Annotated in this window: 22 protein-coding genes and 1 riboswitch; of the genes, 4 read left to right on the forward strand and 18 right to left on the reverse strand. The window is 27.4% G+C overall.

All coding sequences use genetic code 11. From position 1 onward, the window contains the following. Window positions 1–11: 11 nt before the first annotated feature. The 9 genes from I4V63_RS13250 to cobT all read right to left on the reverse strand — a co-directional run bounded on the left by I4V63_RS13250 (window position 12) and on the right by cobT (window position 8593). A complete protein-coding gene (locus I4V63_RS13250; protein WP_196001721.1) occupies window positions 12–1043 on the reverse strand; it encodes an iron ABC transporter permease in 1032 nt (343 codons plus the stop codon). Then, window positions 1024–1953: an ABC transporter substrate-binding protein gene (locus tag I4V63_RS13255; protein WP_196001722.1), complete on the reverse strand. Its 930-nt coding sequence runs from the start codon at window positions 1951–1953 to the stop codon at window positions 1024–1026. The genes I4V63_RS13250 and I4V63_RS13255 overlap by 20 nt, the downstream gene beginning before the upstream one ends. A gap of 320 nt (window positions 1954–2273) precedes the next feature. Then, window positions 2274–2454, reverse strand: a riboswitch (cobalamin riboswitch). A gap of 24 nt (window positions 2455–2478) precedes the next feature. Continuing rightward, window positions 2479–3558, reverse strand: coding sequence for a threonine-phosphate decarboxylase CobD (cobD, locus tag I4V63_RS13260; RefSeq protein ID WP_347707736.1), 1080 nt, complete (start codon window positions 3556–3558; stop codon window positions 2479–2481). Window positions 3559–3564: 6 nt separating this feature from the next. Continuing rightward, entirely contained in the window at window positions 3565–4512 is a 948-nt protein-coding gene (cbiB, locus tag I4V63_RS13265; RefSeq protein ID WP_196001724.1) for an adenosylcobinamide-phosphate synthase CbiB, read from the reverse strand. A 19-nt stretch (window positions 4513–4531) separates the two neighbouring features. Then, window positions 4532–5134, reverse strand: coding sequence for a histidine phosphatase family protein (locus I4V63_RS13270; protein ID WP_196001725.1), 603 nt, complete (start codon window positions 5132–5134; stop codon window positions 4532–4534). A gap of 524 nt (window positions 5135–5658) precedes the next feature. Continuing rightward, a complete protein-coding gene (locus I4V63_RS13275; RefSeq protein WP_196001726.1) occupies window positions 5659–6036 on the reverse strand; it encodes a bifunctional adenosylcobinamide kinase/adenosylcobinamide-phosphate guanylyltransferase in 378 nt (125 codons plus the stop codon). A 46-nt stretch (window positions 6037–6082) separates the two neighbouring features. After that, a complete protein-coding gene (locus I4V63_RS13280) occupies window positions 6083–6868 on the reverse strand; it encodes an adenosylcobinamide-GDP ribazoletransferase (protein WP_196001727.1) in 786 nt (261 codons plus the stop codon). A gap of 31 nt (window positions 6869–6899) precedes the next feature. Then, window positions 6900–7484, reverse strand: a complete 585-nt coding sequence (locus I4V63_RS13285; RefSeq protein WP_196001728.1) for a bifunctional adenosylcobinamide kinase/adenosylcobinamide-phosphate guanylyltransferase — start codon at window positions 7482–7484, stop codon at window positions 6900–6902. Window positions 7485–7492: 8 nt separating this feature from the next. Next, entirely contained in the window at window positions 7493–8593 is a 1101-nt protein-coding gene (gene cobT / locus I4V63_RS13290; RefSeq protein ID WP_196001729.1) for a nicotinate-nucleotide--dimethylbenzimidazole phosphoribosyltransferase, read from the reverse strand. 112 nt (window positions 8594–8705) lie between these two features. Between cobT and I4V63_RS13295 the strand changes: the two genes are divergently transcribed. Further along, window positions 8706–9563: a choline kinase family protein gene (locus I4V63_RS13295; RefSeq protein ID WP_196001730.1), complete on the forward strand. Its 858-nt coding sequence runs from the start codon at window positions 8706–8708 to the stop codon at window positions 9561–9563. Between the two features lie 137 nt (window positions 9564–9700). Here the strand turns inward: I4V63_RS13295 and I4V63_RS13300 are convergent, their stop codons facing one another. From I4V63_RS13300 to I4V63_RS13320, 5 genes are all read right to left on the reverse strand, one after another. Continuing rightward, entirely contained in the window at window positions 9701–10024 is a 324-nt protein-coding gene (locus tag I4V63_RS13300) for a hypothetical protein (RefSeq protein ID WP_196001731.1), read from the reverse strand. 233 nt (window positions 10025–10257) lie between these two features. Next, window positions 10258–11604: an MATE family efflux transporter gene (locus I4V63_RS13305; RefSeq protein WP_196001742.1), complete on the reverse strand. Its 1347-nt coding sequence runs from the start codon at window positions 11602–11604 to the stop codon at window positions 10258–10260. Between the two features lie 106 nt (window positions 11605–11710). Further along, window positions 11711–13156, reverse strand: a complete 1446-nt coding sequence (locus tag I4V63_RS13310; RefSeq protein WP_196001732.1) for a PLP-dependent aminotransferase family protein — start codon at window positions 13154–13156, stop codon at window positions 11711–11713. Window positions 13157–13169: 13 nt separating this feature from the next. Continuing rightward, the gene (locus I4V63_RS13315) at window positions 13170–14069 is read right to left on the reverse strand and encodes a D-alanine--D-alanine ligase (RefSeq protein ID WP_196001733.1); all 900 of its coding nucleotides are present in this window, start codon (window positions 14067–14069) and stop codon (window positions 13170–13172) included. Between the two features lie 265 nt (window positions 14070–14334). Further along, on the reverse strand, window positions 14335–15660 hold the full coding sequence (locus I4V63_RS13320; RefSeq protein WP_196001734.1) for an MATE family efflux transporter: 1326 nt from the start codon (window positions 15658–15660) through the stop codon (window positions 14335–14337). Window positions 15661–16036: 376 nt separating this feature from the next. Here I4V63_RS13320 and I4V63_RS13325 point away from each other — a divergent pair, with 376 nt between their 5' ends. Then, the gene (locus tag I4V63_RS13325; protein WP_196001735.1) at window positions 16037–16783 is read left to right on the forward strand and encodes an FAD-binding oxidoreductase; all 747 of its coding nucleotides are present in this window, start codon (window positions 16037–16039) and stop codon (window positions 16781–16783) included. 38 nt (window positions 16784–16821) lie between these two features. On the opposite strand, the gene I4V63_RS13330 is transcribed toward I4V63_RS13325, so the two are convergent. Beyond that, window positions 16822–17235, reverse strand: coding sequence for a hypothetical protein (locus tag I4V63_RS13330; protein ID WP_196001736.1), 414 nt, complete (start codon window positions 17233–17235; stop codon window positions 16822–16824). Between the two features lie 251 nt (window positions 17236–17486). On the opposite strand from I4V63_RS13330, the gene I4V63_RS13335 reads away from it, so the two are divergent. Next, window positions 17487–18767 (forward strand): dicarboxylate/amino acid:cation symporter, encoded by a 1281-nt coding sequence (locus I4V63_RS13335; protein ID WP_196001737.1) that lies wholly within the window; start codon window positions 17487–17489, stop codon window positions 18765–18767. A 56-nt stretch (window positions 18768–18823) separates the two neighbouring features. Here I4V63_RS13335 and I4V63_RS13340 read toward each other — a convergent pair whose 3' ends face one another. From I4V63_RS13340 to I4V63_RS13350, 3 genes are all read right to left on the reverse strand, one after another. Next, on the reverse strand, window positions 18824–18979 hold the full coding sequence (locus I4V63_RS13340) for a hypothetical protein (RefSeq protein WP_196001738.1): 156 nt from the start codon (window positions 18977–18979) through the stop codon (window positions 18824–18826). A gap of 131 nt (window positions 18980–19110) precedes the next feature. Continuing rightward, a complete protein-coding gene (locus I4V63_RS13345) occupies window positions 19111–19587 on the reverse strand; it encodes a hypothetical protein (RefSeq protein WP_196001739.1) in 477 nt (158 codons plus the stop codon). A gap of 99 nt (window positions 19588–19686) precedes the next feature. Then, complete coding sequence (locus tag I4V63_RS13350) at window positions 19687–20823, reverse strand: NAD/NADP octopine/nopaline dehydrogenase family protein (RefSeq protein WP_196001740.1); 1137 nt, start codon at window positions 20821–20823, stop codon at window positions 19687–19689. A 280-nt stretch (window positions 20824–21103) separates the two neighbouring features. On the opposite strand from I4V63_RS13350, the gene I4V63_RS13355 reads away from it, so the two are divergent. Further along, a complete protein-coding gene (locus tag I4V63_RS13355; protein WP_196001741.1) occupies window positions 21104–22501 on the forward strand; it encodes a TRAP transporter large permease subunit in 1398 nt (465 codons plus the stop codon). The last annotated feature ends 75 nt before the right edge of the window (window positions 22502–22576 follow it).

Consider the following 22576-nt stretch of genomic DNA (forward strand, 5'->3'; position numbering starts at 1 on the left):
TAAAATACCACCTACTTTGACTTTTTAAAATATATATAAGCAAAAAATGGTCCACCAATTAATGCTGTTATTGCGCCAACTGGTAATTCTGATGGAACTACAATAGTTCTTGCTACTAAATCTGTCATTATCATCATACATCCACCAAAAACAACAGACATCGGTATAACGTAAGCATGTTTTGATCCGAATATTTTCCTAACAACATGTGGAGCAATTAAATCTATAAAGCCTATGGTTCCACTAAGTGCAACCGCACTCCCTGTAAGCAATGCAACAAATAAAAACAACCTTCTTTTAACCTTATTTGTATCTACTCCTATTGTTTTTGCTGCTTCTTCTCCAAATGTTAACACATCCATTTCTTTAAAATAAAAAGATACACCTAAAATCCCACTAGCAAAAAATGGTGCACATGCTTTAACATAACTCCATCCTCTCATAGAAAATGACCCCATAGACCACATAGTTATGCTTTGCATTTTATCTGATGCTAAAGCTGAAATAGTAGTTAATGCTGCACTAAAAAATAGGGATAATACCATACCTGCAAGTATTATTGTTGTGTTAGACATTCCCTTATCTACTTTTTCTGAAAACTTTAGTACTATTATCATAGTAATTAAACTACAAGCAAACCCTACTACTGGCATAGTTAATCTTCCCAAAAACGGAATTGATATTCCTGTTACTATTATAATACCTACACCTAATGAAGCACCTGATGATAATCCTAAAGTATATGGTGATGCTAATTGATTTTTTAAAACTGATTGTACTATTGCACCACTAGCAGCAAGGGACCCACCAACCATAAATGCAAGTAAAACTCTTGGTAATCTTAAATTCCATATTATAGATACTTGCTTAGGTTCAATTCCATCAAACAAAGGGACACTAAAAATCTTATTAGCTACTATAGAAAAAGTATCCAATATGCTAATATTGGAACTTCCTAAGGAAGTTCCAATACATATAGCTAATAATACCAATGGAATTGATAAAATTAATAATATTTTATTTTTATAGGTCTTTATATTCATCTGGATAAATAGCTTTTGCTATTTCCTTTAATGCTTTTATAACATTTTGTGATGCTCTTGAAGATGAATTTTTATCTATTTGATATACATCTCCATTTTGCACAGCAGTTATTGTGTCCCAACCTTCTCTGCTTTTTACATCTTCCTCAGCAGTTAACCCTGCTTCATTAGTTCCAGGAGTATTTACTAAAATAACATCTGGATTAGCATCTAAAACAGCTTCTGGTGTTACTGTTATCCATGAATTTTCTTCTCCAAAAATATTAGTAGCTCCTACTGTTTCTATTAGCTCATTTAAGAAAGTATCATGTCCAAATGTATTAAGCCCTGCTCCAGCTCCAATTTCAAAATAAACATTCTTTTTATCTGCTATAGTATCTCCAATTGATTTTATTTTAGAAACTTCGTCTTTCATAGAATCAACTATTTCTTTACTCTTTTTTTCTGTACCTGTTAAGCTTGCAATAAACTCTATATCACCATATATTCCATCAATGCTATAACTACTTGGAATATATACAACTGTAATACCAGCTTCTTTTATTAAGGCAAATGGATCTTCATCTCCAGATTTGTTATGCCCTGATGCTATAACTATATCTGGATTTAAAGAAATTATCGTTTCTGCATCTGGATTTCTAAAATCTATTTTAGGTAAATCTTCACTTATCCCTTCAACATCAGCCGAATATTTATCTACAGCCACTAATTTATCTGCTAAACCTAATTCTACTAATATTTCAGTATTAGATGGTGCTGTAGAAATAATACTATTAATCTCACTAGGAACGTTAAACTCATTTCCTTCTCTATCTTTCATTGTTGTAGACTTGCTTGAACATCCTACAAATATCATCATAGCCATCATAAATGTAAGGGCTAATGATAAAACTTTTTTGATTTTTTTCATTACTATTCCTCCTAAATGTATACTTTAGAGTGGTGTAATTTAGTTAGTAATATATTAGTTAGATTTTTCATATATATTTTTATATTAACTCTAATCCAATTAATTTTTTCTAACTAAAAAGAGCGCTTTCATCTTGAGAGCGCTCTAAAATACATAATAATTTTGATAACGTCTTAATACTTATTAACAATAAATATTCATAAAATAAACTTAATATTAATAATTTATTAACTTTATTTTCTAATACTTAAAATCTAAAAACAAATCCATATTAATTCTATTATCTTTTATTCGTATCTATTATCTCACCCTCAGAAGATAATATTATCATCATAGTAGGCAGGTCTCCCGACTTAACTTCATTCTACTCTCCATACCTTCCCGTATTTTTATACAGTGGTAATACATGAATTTCGTCAGTTTTACGGTTACTGGGGTAGTTTAGGACTTTAACCTAATTCCCTATTAAGTTTAAAAAACACCTATTACGCATTAAAATTCATAATGATTATATCTTTATGTATTTTATTTGTCAAATAAAATCTGCCTTAATTCAGAAATCAATTTATTATTTTCTTCTCTTGTTCTTACTGCAACTCTATAAAAACTATTATTTAGCCCTATATAATTATCACAACTTCTAACTAGTATTTTTCTTTTAATTAATTCGCTTTTTAAATCTAAATTGGTTAATAATTTAAACATTATAAAATTAACACTTGGCTCAAATACATATAAACATTTTATTTCTTTTAAAGCACTATATAAGTATTCTTTCTCACCTTTTATATATTCTATACTTTTTTTAATATAATCTTTTTCATTTAATCCCTTAGTTATACCTTCAGCTACCATAACATTTATACTCCAAGGCACAGTAACTTTATTTAATTGATTTATAGTTTCCTTATTTGTACATAATCCATATCCTATTCTAGCTCCTGGAATTGCAAAAAACTTAGTTAACGATTTTACAATTATTAGATTTTCATAATCAACTAATAATTTATTGCTTGAATATTCTTCATTTTCCTTAACAAAGTCTAAAAAAGACTCATCAATAACTACTGTTGTATTTGTAATCAATGCCTTATTTAATACTTTTCTTATAAATTCACCTCTAGTTAAAACTCCTGTTGGATTATTAGGATTACAAATAAAAACTATATCTATATTATTTTTTATATTATCTATAAACTCCTTATCTAAATTAAAATTATTAGATTCCTTTAATTTATAATATTCTATCTCTCCATCAACACTTAAAATTGCTTCTTCATACTCTGAAAAAGTTGGTGCTGGTAACAATGCCTTTTTAGGCTTTAAAGCACGTACTATATTAAATATTACTTCTGCAGCACCATTTCCTAAAGTTATATTGCTTATATTTATTCCTTCAAACTTTCCAATGGAATTCTTTAAATCAAAATAAGTTATATCTGGATATTTAACTACTTTATCAATTGCATCTATCATGGCCTTTTTAATATTTTCATTTGTGCCTAATGGGTTTATATTAGCTGAAAAATCCATAATTTCACTTGGATTTAATTTATATTTTCTTGCAATTTCTTCAGTATTTCCACCATGAACAGCCAAAACTATACCTCCTTAAAAAATAATACTTATACCCCAATTTATAATTATTGCCATAACGCAACCTAATATAGAACTACCATATAATATATTATTTGTATTATTAACCTTATCGATATCTATTTTTTCTATATCATCACCTATAGTTGGTTTTTCTACAAGCTTTCCAAAATAATAGTTTGCCCCACCTAACTGAACATTTAAAGCACCTGCTACAGCTGCTTCTGGGTGTGCACTATTCGGGCTACTATGATTATTTTTATCCCTTTTATAAATTTTAAAACTATTTTTATAATCTAAACCTAAAATAAAAGATACTACTCCAATAAAATATCCACTTAATCTTGCAGGAATATAATTAAATACATCATCTAATTTTGCTGGAAAATATCCAAATTCAATATACTTATCATTTTTATATCCAAACATAGAGTCCATAGTATTTACTGCCTTATATAAAAATGCTAATGGCGCTCCTCCTATCCCAGCATAAAAAAGTGGTGCTATAACTCCATCAGACATATTTTCAGCTACAGTTTCTACAACCGCCTTTAATATTTCTTCTTTTCCTAAGCTTTGTGTATCTCTCCCTACTATATATGATAATTGCCTTCTTGCTCCTTCAATATCATCTTTAATAACATATTTAACAACCTTTAACCCCTCATCCTTAAGTGCCTTTGTTGATATACAAAAATAAATCATTATAGCCCCTAGTATCATTGATATAATTGGACTAATGTTATATGTAACTTTAATTAATAAATAATTAAATATAAATACTACTGAAATTACTACTATCCAAGTTAATAAGCCTGCAACTTTTAAGTATGTCTTTAATATGTTTCTAAAGAATTCTTCCACCTTCTTGCATAATGCTCCTATTATTCTAATTGGATGAATAGGATTTTGTGGATCACCTATTATTAAGTCTAATAAAAACCCTAATATTATTTCTATCATTTTTCTAACCTTTCTATAACTAAATTTTATTTATCTCTTTAAATTTAATATTATTATCTACCTTTTCTAAAATAATTTCATAGCCTCTTCCACATGCTGGTTGATGCTCATAAAAACTTTTACTGCTATCATAAAATATTTCTAATATAGTTCCTATTGTACCACCATGCGAAACTAAAACTACTTTCCTCATACCTTCTAAATAACACATATCTATAAACAGATTAAATACTTCTTTTATTCTTTTTTTATATTGACTCTTACTTTCTCCATTAGGACATAATACTTGTCCGCTTTTATCTGTAATCCACTTAATATATTCTTTATTTTCTTTAAGCATATCATAACTTTTCATTTCAAAATCTCCAAAATTATATTCCCAAAACTCATTAATTTCACTATATGTTTTTTGGGGATATAAAATTTCTAATGTTTCATTTGCTCTTTTTGCTCCGCTACTAAAAAGACTAGTACACTCTGGATACTTTACTGTATTTTTAATATCATATAATTCTTTTTTTCCTCTTTCACTTAATGATATATCCGTCTTTCCACAATACAGATGCTTTTCATTAGCTTCTGTTTTTCCATGCCTAATTAAATAAACCTTTAGCTTTTTCATACCATCTTTTCTCCTTACAATTATCTCTTACGAGAATATCATTTTTAAATCTTTTCCACAACTAAGTTTTTGTTAATTATTATATTATTTAATTTAACTACCTTTGTTTTAACTGTTACTATAAGTAAATTTTAGTTAATTTCTAAATTCTTTATTAATATTTTTAACAGTGATCCTGAATTGATTTCAAAGGGTATACCATCATTAAACATATATTTCTTTGGATTTTTTATGATGGCATTACAATTTGCATGACAAGCAACCTTCGTTGCATTAAAAAGTCCAAAGCAATCAATATTTTTCTCATTGCTTCGTAAAGTTATAATTGTAATTCCAGTTACACTAATTTTGCCTAATTTATTTAACTTAGGAGTTTATGGTGTATTTTTAGCTGAATCAATTTCTAACTTTATCTGTGAAATTTCCAGCCTTACAACTATACTACTTACAGTATGGCCATCTTTAAAAAAAGAAAAACCAACAAATAATTTTTGTTGGCTAAATCTAGTATATAAACTTAATTCTTAACTTTTAATTATTGTTGGTATACCACAAAAAACTCTATATACACAGGAAGATTCTTTTGATAAATATTGAAGACATCTTCCTGTTTCTTCTCTCCACATTCTATCTTCTTTTTTTAATGGAACTATTCCACTTGATATTTCGTCAGAAATTATTATTTTATCTTTAAATAAATTTATATTTTCTTTTATATATTCAAGTGAACTTTTATTTTTCAATGTATTATTATATGTAAATTTATGAATTCCGCAAATAACTTTTTTAGAAAAATCTATTTTATCATCATTACAGTAAAATATATTCTCTTCATCAATATTAAACTTTTCTTTGATAAAATCTTTTTTCCCGTTATATGCTCCACCAAAAACTAATATCATGTTTTTCTCCTTAGAACTAAATTTGTTTTATTATGAATATCTAATATTAAATAAAACTTAAAACTAAAACTCCAATAGCTTCTGCAATAACAAGCCCATATCCAGCACTATCTCCAGACATTCCATCAAATTCTTTAGCTGCATTATTAACTAAAAAAGTACTTATTAAAATCATTCCTAAGCTAATTATTAATCCATATATTCCAAAAATAACTACTGAAATTACACTTGCTATTATTAAGCCTAATAACAATATAATCTTATCTACTTTTCCAGTCCCTTGTTTGAAAAATGCTCCTAACGAACTTCCTTTCATTGATTCTTTTGATAATAATAAATATCCCATTAAACTTCTTGATATAATAGGTATTAAAATTAATCCTACAGAACTACTATTAAGATTATTAATAGTGCTTTCATTAATATTATTGCTTATTACTGTATAAAGTGTAGAAAAGTTTACTATAAATAACATAATTACAGATATAACTGCAAACGCCCCAGTATGAGGATCCTTTAATATTCTTAACTTCTCCTGCTTATCCCTTCTAGAAAGAAGTGCATCACAAACATCCATATATCCGTCTAAATGAAGCATTCCAGTTAAAACAAATGGTGTTATTAACGTAACTGCAGTAGTTACCATAGTGCTAGCCCCTAATAAATTTAGTATTCTAAAAACTCCATACCAAATAACACCTACAATTAACCCTATTATAGGATAAAACTTCATTATATTTTTTCCACCTTCATCATCCCATTCATATCTAGGTAATGGAATAATAGTAAACATGCTTATTGCCATTAAAAATCCCTTAAAATATTTTTTCATTTTTCCTCCTTTGGATTCGTCTATGACTGCATTATATTTCTTTACCCTTATGATAAATTATATTTCCATAAGAACATTCAACTACTGTATCAGCTATCTTTGCTAATTTTCTATTTATAATTCCTATTTCTTTTCTGAAACTTTCTGTATAACAATCATATTCAATACTATCACTAAATAAATAATCTGATACTATAACTATATTTTTAGAATTATTAATAATTTCTAATACTCCAGCCAAAATCTCCTCACTAACATCTTTATAAAACTCTTTCCCCTTAAACATAGAATTTGTAATAAGAGATGTTATACTATCTATTAAAACAGTATCTTCTGCTCCTATAATCTTTGAAACTTTACTCATATTTAATGTTTCTTCTATTGTATTAAATCCATACCCTTCTCTTTCTCTTAAATGATTTTCTATCCTTTTTAAATCTTCTAAGTCGTATGGATTCATCGTTGCAACATAATATAATTTTCCAAATTCTCTTTCTATAACTCTATCTAACTGAGTCTTTATAGGACTTTTTAAACTTTCATTTAATAACTTAGCTAAATTTTGCGCAAACATTGATTTTCCACTTTTAGCTCCACCAACTACTAAAACAATCATCTTATCTCCTAAACTATATAGTTTTCTTCCCCTCTAACTTCCTCTAAATAATCATCATTTATTTCGGCTTCATCAAATGTTGCCATATTGTTCATCATTGCACAACTAAATTCAATTACTGAAAATGCTATAGGACATCCGCTACCTTCTCCTAATCTCATATCTAAATTGAGCATAGGCTCTAAGTCTAATTCTTTCATAGCAATATTATAACCTATTTCTTTAGAGCAGTGTGATGTTATTAAATACTCTCTAACTAATGGGTTCATCCTTACTGCTGCTAATGCAGCCACCACTGATATAAATCCATCTATAACTATAGGAATTTTATAATATGCAGCTCCTAAAAACACTCCTACCATTCCAGCTATATCAAATCCTCCAACTTTAGAAAGTACATCAATAGGATCTTTTTTATCTGGATTATTGACTTTAATGGCTTCTGATACTACCCATTTTTTCTTTTCAAAAGCTTCTTTAGTTATTCCTGCACCCTTGCCAACAGCTTCTTCGATACTACATCCAGATAAACTTACAAGGATAGAACTACTTGTTGTTGTATTTCCTATGCCCATTTCTCCAACACCTAATATGTTATATCCCTCTTCATAAGCTTTCCCTGCCATTTCAATTCCTATATTTATTGCTCTTATACATTCTTCATAGCTCATAGCTTGTCCTTTAACTATGTTGTAAGTTCCTTTTCTTATTTTTCTATCTATAGCTCCTGGAATGTTCCTATCTGTATTTACTCCTATATCAACAACTTTTAAATCACAATTATTTTCTTTAGCAAGTACAGCAACACCTGTTAGTCCCCTTGAAAAGTTAATTGTTTGTGCCAGTGTTACACTTTGAGGTGCTGAAGCAACTCCTTCCTCTACAACCCCATTATCTGATGACATTATAATAATACATTTTTTATTGATGGAGTTTTTTACCTTACCTGTAATCCCAGCAAGCTTTATTGCAATGTCTTCCAATTTTCCTAAACTTCCTAAAGGTTTTGCAAGTGAATCAACTCTTACTTTAGCTTCTTCCATAACCTCATTATTTAATCCTTTTATACCATTAATAACTTTTTTCAAGATTAATTTTTCATCTATCATGATTTCACCCCAATTATTTATTTAAAATATCCTCTTTTTTTGTTATAATACTTTATAATTTGTTTAAATGTCAACAATGATATATAAAGCAACTTTCATTTAGGAGAACAATATGAACACTACTGTAATTAATTTTTTACAAAATGAAGTAAAGTGGAATAAATTAAACATATCATCTATAGAAAAAATAGGTGGTCTTAGTAGCGAAAACTATAAAATTTCTTATAATAATAATTATTATTTTGTAAAAATTTGCACACATAATTATTTACATACTGATAGGGAAAATGAATTATCAATAATAAATAAAGCTATAAACATAAATTTAGCGCCACATTTATATTATTTTTCTACTAAAACAGGAAATATGATTAGCACTTGGATTAATGGTACTATGCCCTCCTTAAATGATTTTTCTTCAACTAAATTTCTGTATAAACTTTCTGTTTCTTTAAATAGTTTTCATAATTTAAAATGCCAAAAATATTTTAATCCTTTTAATCATATAAGAAAAAGAATAGAGCTATGTAAAGATTTAAAGCTACCCTTGCCTAAATCTATAAATGCACTTTTAGATTATTTGAAATTTTTAGAAGTTAAACTTAGTAAAAATCCTTTAATAGGACTTTGTCATAATGACTTAAATGCTTCAAATATTATTTTGACTGATGATAATTTGCATTTTGTAGATTATGAATACTCTTCTATGGGTGATGTATTTTTTGACTTAGCAACAATATCTTGGTTCTTAAATGAAGAATCTAGAAAAAAATTATTAGAACTTTACTTTAATGAATCTAATGAAAAACATTATGAAAAATTATTAGATTATCTTTTCATAGTCAAATTTTATAATGCCACTTGGTCACTGCTTAAATCTTCTGACTCCAATTCTGACTATGATTATTTAACTGGAGCCGAAATAATATTTAATGATTTACTCGATTATAACTCTATACGAAATTTTTAATAAAAGAAATGAAAATCCTAAGTATAAATTACACTAATATTTCAAATTATTATTCAAAATCTTTTGTTAACTACATTTTATATTACTATGTATTATTCCTCAGTAAAAAAGAATAACATTTCTGTTATTCTTTTTTACTACCTTTTGCTGTTACAATTATTTTCCAAACAATTTTCTAATAAATCACTTATTGCATTTGTTAGTTGACAATTTGAATTCATAAAATAGCAATTAGTCATTTGATTATTCCAAGCATATAAAAATATTAGGAATAATACTAAATTCATAAATCGTTGTCCGTAACACTGTAGTAAATTTAATAATTGACAAGCTAAAAATTCATTTGTTCCTTCTGTATCACTATTATTACCACAATAATTTTCACAAAGTTCTTCTAACTCATCAGAATTTAAGTCATTTAATATATCATTTAAATTAGATGTCGATCTCAATGTACTCAATTTTCTTTTCCTCTCAAAAGTTATCTAATGCTTCATAATACGCCAAAAACATAGACATTGCTACACTTTTATATCTTTTATCTGAGTTAATTATTTATGTAAATTATTCCTTTTCTTAATAACTCTTTTAGCTAAATTTATATTTATTAAACACTCACTGATAATAATATGTAATAATCAATAAAAAAAATGTTACAACACAAAAAGTCTTGTAACATTTTTAAAACTATATATTAAACTTTTATACTTCCATGCTTTAACAAATGATTTATTCTTTTAAAATATGTTATACCTAATGGAATTGCCGCTGCAAACCAAGCTACTGGATCTGCTAAGCATATTCCTAAAAACTCTATATATCTTGGTAATGTAAATGCTACTACTGCTCTTGCAATAAGCTCATATGCTCCTGCCATCATTGGAACAAATGAATCACCTATTCCTTGAAGTGCATTTCTATATATAAATATTAATCCAAGAGGTATAAAGAATATTGCTGATATATTAAGTACTTGTTGAGCATAGCTTAATATTTCTGCATCTGGATTATTTATAAACATCATAACAAAATATTTACCAAGGAATATTAATACTGCTGCAGAAATAAGACTAGTCACTATAGAGATTTTAGTACATGCCTTAACACCTTCTTTTATACGATCATACTTCTTAGCGCCAAGATTTTGACCACAATATGTAGCCATAGTTACACCAAAAGTAATTGCTGGCTGCATTACAAGCTGAAGTGCTTTTGAAGCTGCAGTATATGATGCAATAATAGTAGATCCAAATACATTTAATGCAGATTGCACTGTCATTATTCCAATTGCAGTTATTGAAAATTGAAGTGCCATTGGAATTCCTATTTTTAAATGCTTATGATAATATCTTTTCTTAACTTTAAAATCTTCTTTCTTAAGTCTTAAAATAGTAAATCTCTTATATGTATATATTAAGCAAAGTATTGCTGATACACCTTGAGAAATAATTGTTGCATAGGCAGCACCTGCAACCCCCATATTAAAGTTAATTATAAATACTAAATCTAAAATTACATTTAATACTGAAGAAACTATTAAGAAATATAATGGTGTTTTACTATCACCTAATGCTCTTAATATACTTGCAATTAGGTTATATGCAACAGTTGCTACAACTCCAGCATAAATTATTTTTATATATAAATACGCATCACCTATAATGTTTTCAGGTGTATTCATTAATCTTAATAAAGGCATAGCTCCTAATAAGCTAACTATTGTAATTACCACTACTGAAATTACAGTTAATGTAACAGCACTAGCAACTGCTTTACGTAATCCCTTTTCATCTTTAGCTCCAAATCTCTGAGAAACTAATACTGCAAACCCACTAGATAATCCAGTTGCAAATCCATTAACTAAAAATACCATTGAACTAGTTGCTCCAACAGCTGCTAATGCATCTACTCCAACAAATCTACCAACTATTATAGTATCAACCATACTATAAAACTGTTGGAATACATTTCCTATTAATAAAGGTATTGAAAATAGTAGAATTAACTTTACTGGATTACCTTTAGTCATATCATTCGTCATATTGTTTTTCATCCACTCATCTCCCCCTAACGTCTTATTTCACAATTAAATAGAATATCATCTTTATTATACTTTTGCAAAACAAATTTTAAGATTCAATAATAAATTATTTTCTCAATTCTTTACTTACTTCTCCAATAATCTTAATTCCTTCTTTTATATCATTAATTGATAATCTAGAAAGCCCTAACCTTAAAGTATTTTTGCAACTATAATCAACTGAAAATATATCTCCAGGGGTAAATATAACTCCCCTTTTATGACACTCATCTAAAAGCCTTCTAGAATCTACCCCTTCTATTCCAATATAAATATGCAATCCACCTTCACCCCATATAAATGTGGACTTAATATATTTATTAATATATTCTACTGCAACCTCATATTTTTCCTTATATACTTTTCTTACTTTTTTAATTTGCCTTTCAAATGCCCCTGAACGTAAATATTCATATAATATCCCTTGATCTAAAAATGATGTATGAATATTTTTACATCTTTTTACACTTTCCAATATATCAATAACATTTTTATCTGCAAGAATCCAGCCTACTCTTATTCCTGGAAATAGTATTTTTGAAAAACTCCCAATGTATATAACTCCACTCCCACCATTATCAAGAGCCGCCATTGGAGATACATGAGCACTATTATATAAAAGTTCTTCATTAAAACCATCTTCAATTATGGGAACATTATACCGCTTAAACAAATTATAGACGGAATACCGTTTTTCACCCTTCATTACAATTCCTGTTGGATTATGATATGAAGGGATTAAATATCCAAACTTTATATCATTAGATTTTAACTTTTCTTCCAACTCATTAGTATCTATTCCATCTTCATTCATCGAAACCCCTATAACATCTAATCCATGAACTTTCATAATTTTAATAGCTGTATTATGAGTTGGATTTTCACAAATAATTTTATCTCCTCTATTTGTATAGGCAGTTAGAAGCATTTCAAGTCCTTCTGTAAATCCATTAGTAATTATAATATCTTTCCCTGTTGCATCTACTCCCTTTGCCTTCATATACTTTAAAAGATATTCAATAAGAGGCTTATAGCCCTTTGCATATCCATAATTTAATATTTTATGTCCTTCTATTGAAATTCTATTTAAAAATGCTTTTTTAAACTCCTCCATATCAAATAACTCACCATCAGGTGATATACTTTTAAAAGATATTAAATTCTTTTCCCATGGTATTTCACTTTTTACAATATCCAATTTTTCTGCAAGTTTTCCATAATCATTAGCTCGCTGATTCCAAGAAACTTTCCATCCATCTTCATTTACCGATTTAACCTCTGAAACAAAGGTTCCTCTTCCTTTTACTGTATATAAGACGCCTTCTTCTTCAAGGTTTTCATATGCAGTTATTACAGAGTTTCTACTAACCCCAAGTAATTTAGAAAGCTCCCTGGTAGCAGGGAGCTTTCCATTTGAAACAAGAAGATTACTAGCAATCATGCTCTTTATATAATTTTCTATTTGCACATATAACGGCTCTTCATCATTAAAGTCAATTTTAGAAAATATCATTATCTTACAACTCCTAAAGTAGTGAATACTCTATTATTTCATCTAATAGATCACTAAATTCTAATCCTCGCACCTTTGCACTTTTAGGAATAAGACTTTGTGTTGTCATTCCTGGCAAGGTATTTACTTCTAGTAAATAAGGTACTTCATCTCTTATTATCATATCAATTCGTACATAGCTATTGCAACCTAAACTATCCCAAACATTTTTTGATATATTATTAATTTTCTCTTGTAGCTTTTCTTCTAATAAAACTACTTCCTCTTTTGCTCCATTTTCCTCATATTTAGATTTATAATCAAAGAATTCTCCCTTTTGTGATTTAATCATAACTGTAGGAAAAACTTCTCCATTTAATATAAATGAAGTTATCTCCTCTCCATTTATATACTCTTCTATCATTACTTCAGTATCATACTTTAATCCTTCTCTTACTGCCATTTCTACTTCATCTTCACTTCTAACAAAGAAGGTAGCAACACTTGAACCTCCTTTATTAGGTTTAATAAATACAGGATACTGTAACTCCTTTATTTTTTCATAATCTATTTCCTCAGCTGATCTAACTATAATCCATTTTGCAGTATCAATCCCAACAGATTTTACTAAAGTTTTAGTTAACCCTTTGTTCATACATATAGCACTTGGTAACACTTTACATCCACTATACGGTATTCCCATAGTTTCAAAAACACCTTGGATTGTTCCATCTTCTCCAAATTTACCATGCAAAGCAATAAAAGCAAAATCAATTCCTTTTACTTTTTCTATAACCTCTTGCTTTGAATTTATTATTATAGGAATTATTTCTTCATATTTATCTTTATTTAAATTTTTTATTACTTGCTCACCTGATTTTAAACTTACTTCTCTTTCTGATGATACTCCACCCATTATTACACCAATTTTCATCAATATCACTCCTGCTTTTTAATCTTTACTTTATTTTATTAATTATATGAAAAATAAAAAAGCACCACAGCAAAGCTATTTTTCTTTAACTGTGGTACCATTTTTCTTTATATATTACTTTTATCTTATTCTATAAGTCTTTATTAACCGTAATTAACTACATTAGACCTATTTTCAATTTAAAAAATTATTTATTTACTAAATCTAAAATCATATCTAATTAAGAATTTATATTTCCCCTCCTATTGATTATCTAATAAAAATATTATATAACAACATTTTTATTAGTTTTTTTCATATAATTGATAGCTATAATAACAGTCACTAATTCACTAATAGGTACAGTTAACCATATACCTATATCACCTAAAATCATAGGTAAAGTAATTATAAATACAATTATTAAAATTACACCTCTTAACACTGAAATGATAGCGGAAGTCCTTGCGTTTTCAAGTGCTGTGAAATAAGCTGATGCTAAAATATTTAATCCATTAAAAACAAAAGCTATAGAATATAAATTAGTAGCTTCAGTAGTAATTTTAACTAATTCACTATCTCCATCAACAAACATTGCAATAAGTGTTTCTCCACCAAATACCATAATAATAGCACTAAATACTCCAATGATACTTATAGTTAATATAGCTAACTTTAAAATCTTACCTATTCTTTCATTATTATTTGCTCCATAATTAAAGCTAATTATAGGACTGATTCCATTGCATATTCCCGAAAATACAGCTGTTACTAGCGATGCTATATAAAGAATAATTGAAAAAGCAGATACCCCCATTTCACCAATCCTAACCATTAATACAATATTAAATATATATGTTGAAAAAGCAACTGCAAATTGTGTTATACCCTCTGATGATCCATTATAAAATATCCTAACTATTTTTTTTAAATCAAATTTAACTTTACAGAACTTCAGTATAGAATCTCTTTTTAGATATTGAGTTAATGCAAATAAAAAACCAACTGTAAAGGCAATTCCTGATGCAAAACCTGCTCCTGCTAAACCTAGATTCATCTTTACTATAAATATATAATCTAATACTATGTTTAGTACTGAACTAATAATGTCAGCTACCATAGCATGATTTGGTTTCCCCATAACTCTAAGTCCATTACTTAAATATGAACTTCCCACAAACGTAGCTAAAAATAAACATAATGATACTAAATATTCTACAACTAAAGGTACTAAATCATCATTAGCTCCTAGAATTCTTGCTATAGTTGATGAAAAAATAACAGTAAATACTGATAACGTTAATGTTATAATAATTAATGAATAAAAAGCTAAACTAAAAGTCTTTCTTGCTTCATCTCTATTACCTTTTCCAAGCTCTATACTAGTGATAGTTCCTCCCCCTATAGCAACCATGATTCCTATAGCCATTGCAATACCAAAGAAGGGCATTGCTATATTAACTGCTGATAATCCCTTAGAACCTACTACATTTCCAACAAATATTCCATCTACAACTATATATATTGAAAATACTATCATAGCTATAACTGATGGTATTGAATACTTCACAAATAACTTACCTATATTTTCTTTTCCTAATGATAAATCCATACTACTCACTTCCTTTCTTTAAAAATAATAAACCTTAGAGTAACTCTAAGGTCAATGCATTTTTTAAAATCTATTTTTGCCCTTTTTTATACCTCCATATCATATATTTATAATAATTCTTAAATTTTATATTAATATATTAATTTATTATTGTCTATTTTTATACCCTCTATTAGTGTATGTAATCTTAAATCCCCCTAAAAACTAACTAGAAATCTTAAAGTTAATATTAAACTATAAATAAATTTTTTATTATAAAAACTATTTTCTCATTTATATATTCTAGAAAAATATACTTATTATATATTGACTTGTTTTTGTTTTTATTAGATAATAATTATTATTAAATAATAATTTGATTTATAGGAGGATTTTTATGAATAATATTATTAATGGGTCTTGGAGTGACTTTAGAGAATTAACTTTAGTTGATAAGGTTGAAGTCTGTCCTTCAATTGTTTCTTTTTATTTTAAATCAAAAGATGGAGGTAAGCTTGTTAAACCAAAGGCTGGACAATTTTTACCTTTTAAAATCAAAACTGATAATCCTAAATATAAAGATATAATGAGAACATATAGCCTTTCAATGTTTCCTAATGATGATACTTATAGAATTAGTGTAAAAAAAATTGATGGTGGTCTAATTAGTACTTATTTACATGAAAATCTTAATATAGGCGATTCTATTGAAGCTATGATTCCTATGGGTGTCTTTACTGTAAAAAATAAAAAGAATGATATTGTTTTAATTTCCGGCGGAATAGGTGTTACCCCTCTTTTAGCCATGCTTTATGAAGAATCTTCATCTAGAAATAATATTCACTTTATTCAAGCAGTTCAAAACTCTAGTTTACACCCATTTAAGAATGATATAGAATCTATTGCTAAAATTAGAGATATTAAAAACACTGTATTTTATTCAAATCCATTGGATAGTGATAAAGAAGGAATAGATTATAACTATACTGGATATGTTAATAAGAATTATTTAAAAGACAATGTTAACTTAGATTCAGATTTTTATCTTTGTGGCCCTCCTGTTTTCATGAAGGCTGTAGAAAGCATTTTAGTTGAACTTGGAGTTGATAATTCTAAAATTAATTATGAGCTTTTTAGCAAATAATTATTAGAGCTATAGCCCTTAAATATGGCTATAGCTCTTCATTCATAATGTAACTTTACTCCCTCAATATTCTTTTCATAGCATTTTTTACATAACACAATCAATTCATTACTGCTACTATTAAAATTATTTTCATAAACCTCCAAATTAGCTATATTTCCACATTCTTCACATTTATATTTTGCCTTTTCTAATGCATCTTGACGTTTTAGGTTCCACTCTTCTTCAATATGTATATCATTAACTTCTTTATTATTATTTTTACTATCTCTATAAATAAATATATTGTTTCCTTCACTAAAGACATTTTTTATTTTACCTATAATAATCTTCCTAAAACTAAATAATTCTCTTCTCTCTTTTCCTCCTATTTTTTTATACTCTATTACCATTCTTATACTTATAATTTTGATTAAGTAAATTCCTAATACTACATAAATTAAATTAAACATAAACATCACCATTTTTTATCTTTAACCATTTATAAAAATTTATACATTTATTCTTTAGCTATATATTCAGTAAAATGAAAGTTAAATTTAATTTTATTCATATATTATTAAAACCTTTTAATCTTTTTTCTAAAAAATCCTATTTCCCTTACAATTTCATATTGTATGATTTTATTTTATATGGTAAAATTTATTAAAAATGCAAGTTTTCAAAAAAAATCATTCATTTTTTCTAAAAATAGGGGGCTAATATGAAAAAAAAATTAGGATTAACAACAAAAATTTTTATTGGACTAATACTAGGGGCAATTTGCGGCATAATTCTTTATGGATTAGTTCCAGCTGGAACAATAAGAGATGATATACTTATTAACGGTATTTTTAAAGTGGTAGGAAAAGGATTCTTAAGGGCAATGCAAATGCTAGTTGTACCTTTAGTATTTTGTTCTTTAGTTTGTGGAAGTATGGCTATAGGTGATACTAAAAAATTAGGTCGTGTCGGTGTAAAAACTATAGTTTTTTATCTTTTTACAACTGCTATTGCAATTAGTTTAGCAATCGGTGTAGGTAAATTAATTAATCCTGGAATTGGATTGGATATGAGCAATATTGAAATTGCTGAAACTACCGTAAGTGAAGCAACTTCAGTATCAGATGTTCTTTTAGATATAATTCCAACAAATCCTATTTCGGCTTTAGCAAATGGGAATATGTTGCAAATTATATTTTTTTCAATTCTAGTTGGAATCATACTTGCTATGCTTAATGAAAAGGCTAAAACAGTTGCAAATTTCTTTAGTGAATTCAACGAAATAATGATGAAAATGACTATGATAGTGATGAAGGCTGCTCCACTTGGAGTATTTTGTTTAATAGCTACAACATTCTCTAATATTGGTTGGAGTGCATTTACTCCAATGCTAAAATATATATTTGCAGTAATGTTAGCATTAGTGATGCAATGCTTAATAACTTATATGGCAATGTTAAAAGTATTTACAAAATTAAATCCTTTAACATTCTTGAAAAAGTTCTTCCCTGTAATGAGTTTTGCTTTTTCAACATCATCTTCTAATGCAACAATCCCTCTTAGCATCGAAACTCTTGATAATGAAATGGGTGTTTCTGAAAAGATATCATCTTTTACAGTTCCATTAGGTGCTACCATAAATATGGATGGTACTGCAATAATGCAAGGTGTAGCAGTTGTTTTTATTTCTCAAGCTTTTGGAATTGAACTAGGTTTAAATGCTTATCTTACAGTTATATTAACAGCCACACTAGCTTCTATAGGAACTGCAGGTGTACCAGGTGTTGGACTTATTACATTATCAATGGTTCTTAATTCAGTAGGACTTCCTGTAGAAGGTATAGGAATAATCATGGGAATTGATAGAATTCTTGATATGACAAGAACTGCTGTTAATGTTACAGGAGATGCAATTTGTACTACTATCGTTGCAAAGCAAGAAGGTGAATTTAACGAAGAAACCTTTTATTCAGATGTAGTTGAACTTGATGAAGCAATTTAATATAAAAATAATTACCTACTTAATATAAATTAAAGTAGGTAATTATTTTATAACTATTAATTTAAGTTTGGAAAATTAAATATATTTTCTATTCCTCTCTTTACTTTAGGGTTATCTCCATGAATTAATTTTTGCTCTTCCTCTTCACAAATTATAACTCCATCAATTAAACCTTCACTATTTTTATTGTTAATATCATTTTCATTATTCATAAAAATACACCTCTTATAATTTTGTTATGTTATTATTATTCCGCTATGTATTCTTATTTATAAATTAATAATAAAAAAACTTTTATATATTACTCTATATTAAATTAATATATAGAAGTTTAAATCATCTACTAAAATTGTCTTACTATTTTCAATGCAAAAACTGTAGAAATTCTTCTTTTTAACTTTTCATTTAAAGCTAACTCTATTATTCTATTATCATTCATTTCAAATGTAAAAATGCTTAATCCATTAACTTTAGAGTTATAATAAGAAACTTTATTTTTATTATTAGTATTATTATTACTTTCATAAACTTTTCTTACATCTTCCATTGAAATGTTAGCAACTACTTTTCTTTTACTTTCATTATAAATTTTAGTTATAGTAATACTTTTATTATATAATTCATACTCATATTCAACATAACATAAATAACTTAAAATAAAAGATCCTACTGCTAATAATAACATAACAATTGCAATAACTAATGATGATAATAAAAAGAAAGCTGACAATACTACTAATACCATAGCTAATCCTTGTAATAGCTTAACCATTCCCTTTCCCTTATCACATTCAATTAATTGTTCAAAAATCTCATCCATACTTTTTCCTCCCATTACCCATCATTGATATACCATAATTAAATTATATCAAACTTATAACTACATTAATACTTAATAGAGTTATAATATAAATAATTATTATAGTCCCTTATAGTAATTAATTAACTTCTCCTTAGTATTAATCCCCATATTTTGTGGTATTATTAATTCGTCAATATCTTTTCCATTTAGTTTACCATCTACTATATATTCTTTTTCTAAGAACTTTTGGCCCCATGTTGCTATTTTATCTATTTCTGGTGTATCAACATTTAATATCTCTGCAAATGCTTTTAAAATACATAAACCAAATTTTATATCTTCAATAAAATACCTTGAAGATTTATCTGGAATATATCCACCTTCTATTTTAACCATAGGCGAATCAATTCCTATAAACCCAGGTGCTGTATTTATCTTTTCACTTAATTCTTCTGGAGTATTTATATTATATCTTGTTTTTATTTTTTCAATATCACTAGGATCAAAATCACCATTTTCATTAAATGCATTGAAAATTTCTTCTAACTCCTCATCTAACTTTAATAATTCTGTAGATGCTAAAGTTCCCCACTCCTCATAAAAATATGGATTTCTTTCATATACATGTTCTCCTTCAACATAATCATAGAATAATTCATATAATCTTGAAGGATGCATAGTAGGGTTAGAAGGTGATAATGTTATTGCTAAATATGAATTTAATGGAATACAAGGAATATCTATGAAACTACTCATATCCTTAGCAACCTTTTCAGAATATTCTCCTGGTATACTTCTAATTTTCATAAATGGATTTTTTTGCTTTAATACAACACTTTCTCCATACTTTTCAAGTCTAATAATAGAAGGTACTCTTTGAGATCCAAAGAATATGCATCCTTTATCTAAAAGTTTATCTATTAAATACTCTTTTCCACCAAAACCTGGAATTGCACCAACAACAGCACCTTCTTTTAAATATGGCAGTATTGATTCTATTGTCTTTTCCATCATAAAAGAAGGATATGTAATTAATATATAATCGGCATCATTAACAGCCTCTTCATAACTATTTGTTATACAATGTAAATTTATATGATGTGTTATATTTTTTTCCTCTTCAACTAAAGCAATAGTTTCATTAAACGCTTCTGGTTTCGAAGTATGTAACCAAACCTTATTTTCATGTTTCATTGAGATATATGCAGCTAAATATGTTCCTATATTTCCCGCACCTATAATACAAATATTCATTTTTATCCTCCTAGTTCTTTCTTACTTTAAGCTTTTTATAATTATATATTATCATCTTTTACAGTAATAACTTGTATACCTTTTGTAAAATTTTACTTATTAATTGTATTAAACTATAATAATATCTAAATATTGTGATTATATAATTTTCACATATAATTATTTTATACTATTACTTAATAATATTTCAATTGATTATAACTTATATTTACTATTTAAAATCACATACAATAGAAAAAACTCATATCTTGTAATATAACAATAAATCTAGGTAGATTATATGACTTTATCAACTATACATTTTATTTATATATTTTTTACAGTTTTAATATTAATATCTATTTTCAGGAAAAAGGATATAACTATAATTTGTGTCCTTGGTGTTTTATCAATTGCTCTGTATAGCAGTAAATCTATACCATTATCAATAATTTCAGTATTTAATGGTTTCTTATATGCTATAACAGAATTATTGCCTATTATTTTAATAATATCTATCATTACTGCTTTTAGTAAATTATTATCTGTAACTGGCATAAACGAAGCCTTAGTCGCACCATTATCAAAACTAATAAAAAATAAATATATAGCTTATTGGGTTATCGGAATAACAATGATGATTATTTCTTGGTTTTTCTGGCCTTCTCCTGCAGTTGCATTAATCGGTGCAGTTTTAATTCCAGTTGCAAAAAAAGTTGGATTACCAAAACTATCTGCTGCAATGGCTATGAATTTATTTGGACATGGAATAGCATTATCAAGCGATATTATAATTCAAGGAGCATCTAAATTAACTGCTAACGCTGCTAATATAAGTATTAGCTCTCTTAATTCTACTCTTATTCCCCTAGAAATAGTAATGGGAATTACCACCACAGTAATTGCCTTTTTTATAGTTTTGAGAGATATCAAAAAAAATACTGTTTCTCAAAGTTATTCTGAGCAAATAACACAGGACTCTAATAAACCTGCTTCAAATATCGTCAAGTTATCTAAAAAACAAAAAAACTTATATGCTTTATTAGTTTTTGCTGGATATCTTTTAGATATCATATTAATGATAGTATTTTCTTTAACTGGAGGAGATGCAACTGCTTTAGTTGGTGGTACCACTTTATTTTTGTTAATTATAATTTTTCTTGGAAACTATAAATTTAATAGTATGAAACAAATAACTCCATATATTGTTGATGGTTTTCAATTTGCTTTTAAAGTATTTGGTGCCGTTATCCCTGTAGCAACTTTTTTCTATCTTGGTGGAAGTGGCTTTGAATCAATTATAGGGACTATATTGCCTCCAAATTCTAATGGTATTATTAACGATCTTGGAATTGCACTTGCTAATTCAGTACCATTAAATAAAACAATTGCAACAGCAACAGTTTCTGGTGTAGGTATACTTACTGGCCTTGATGGATCTGGTTTTTCTGGTCTATCCTTAGTAGGTTCATCTGCAATGCTCTTCTCGCAATCAATGACTATAAATGTTTCTGCCTTAGCATCAATAGGACAAATATGTACAATTTGGATTGGTGGCGGAACATTAATACCATGGGCACTAATCCCAGTAGCTGCAATTTGTGATGTTTCCCCTTTTGATTTGGCCCGCAAAAATTTATTACCTGTATCCATTGGGCTAATTGTAACAATAATTTTTGCTATAATATTTTTTGTATAAAATTTAATATTTTATTACATGGGGCTGTATCAAAATAAATTTTGATAATAGCCGATAAAAAAAGGAGGGTTCGAA

It is taken from the genome of Clostridium sp. 1001271B_151109_B4, assembly GCF_015670405.1.
Classification (GTDB): Bacteria; Bacillota; Clostridia; order Clostridiales; family Clostridiaceae; genus Clostridium.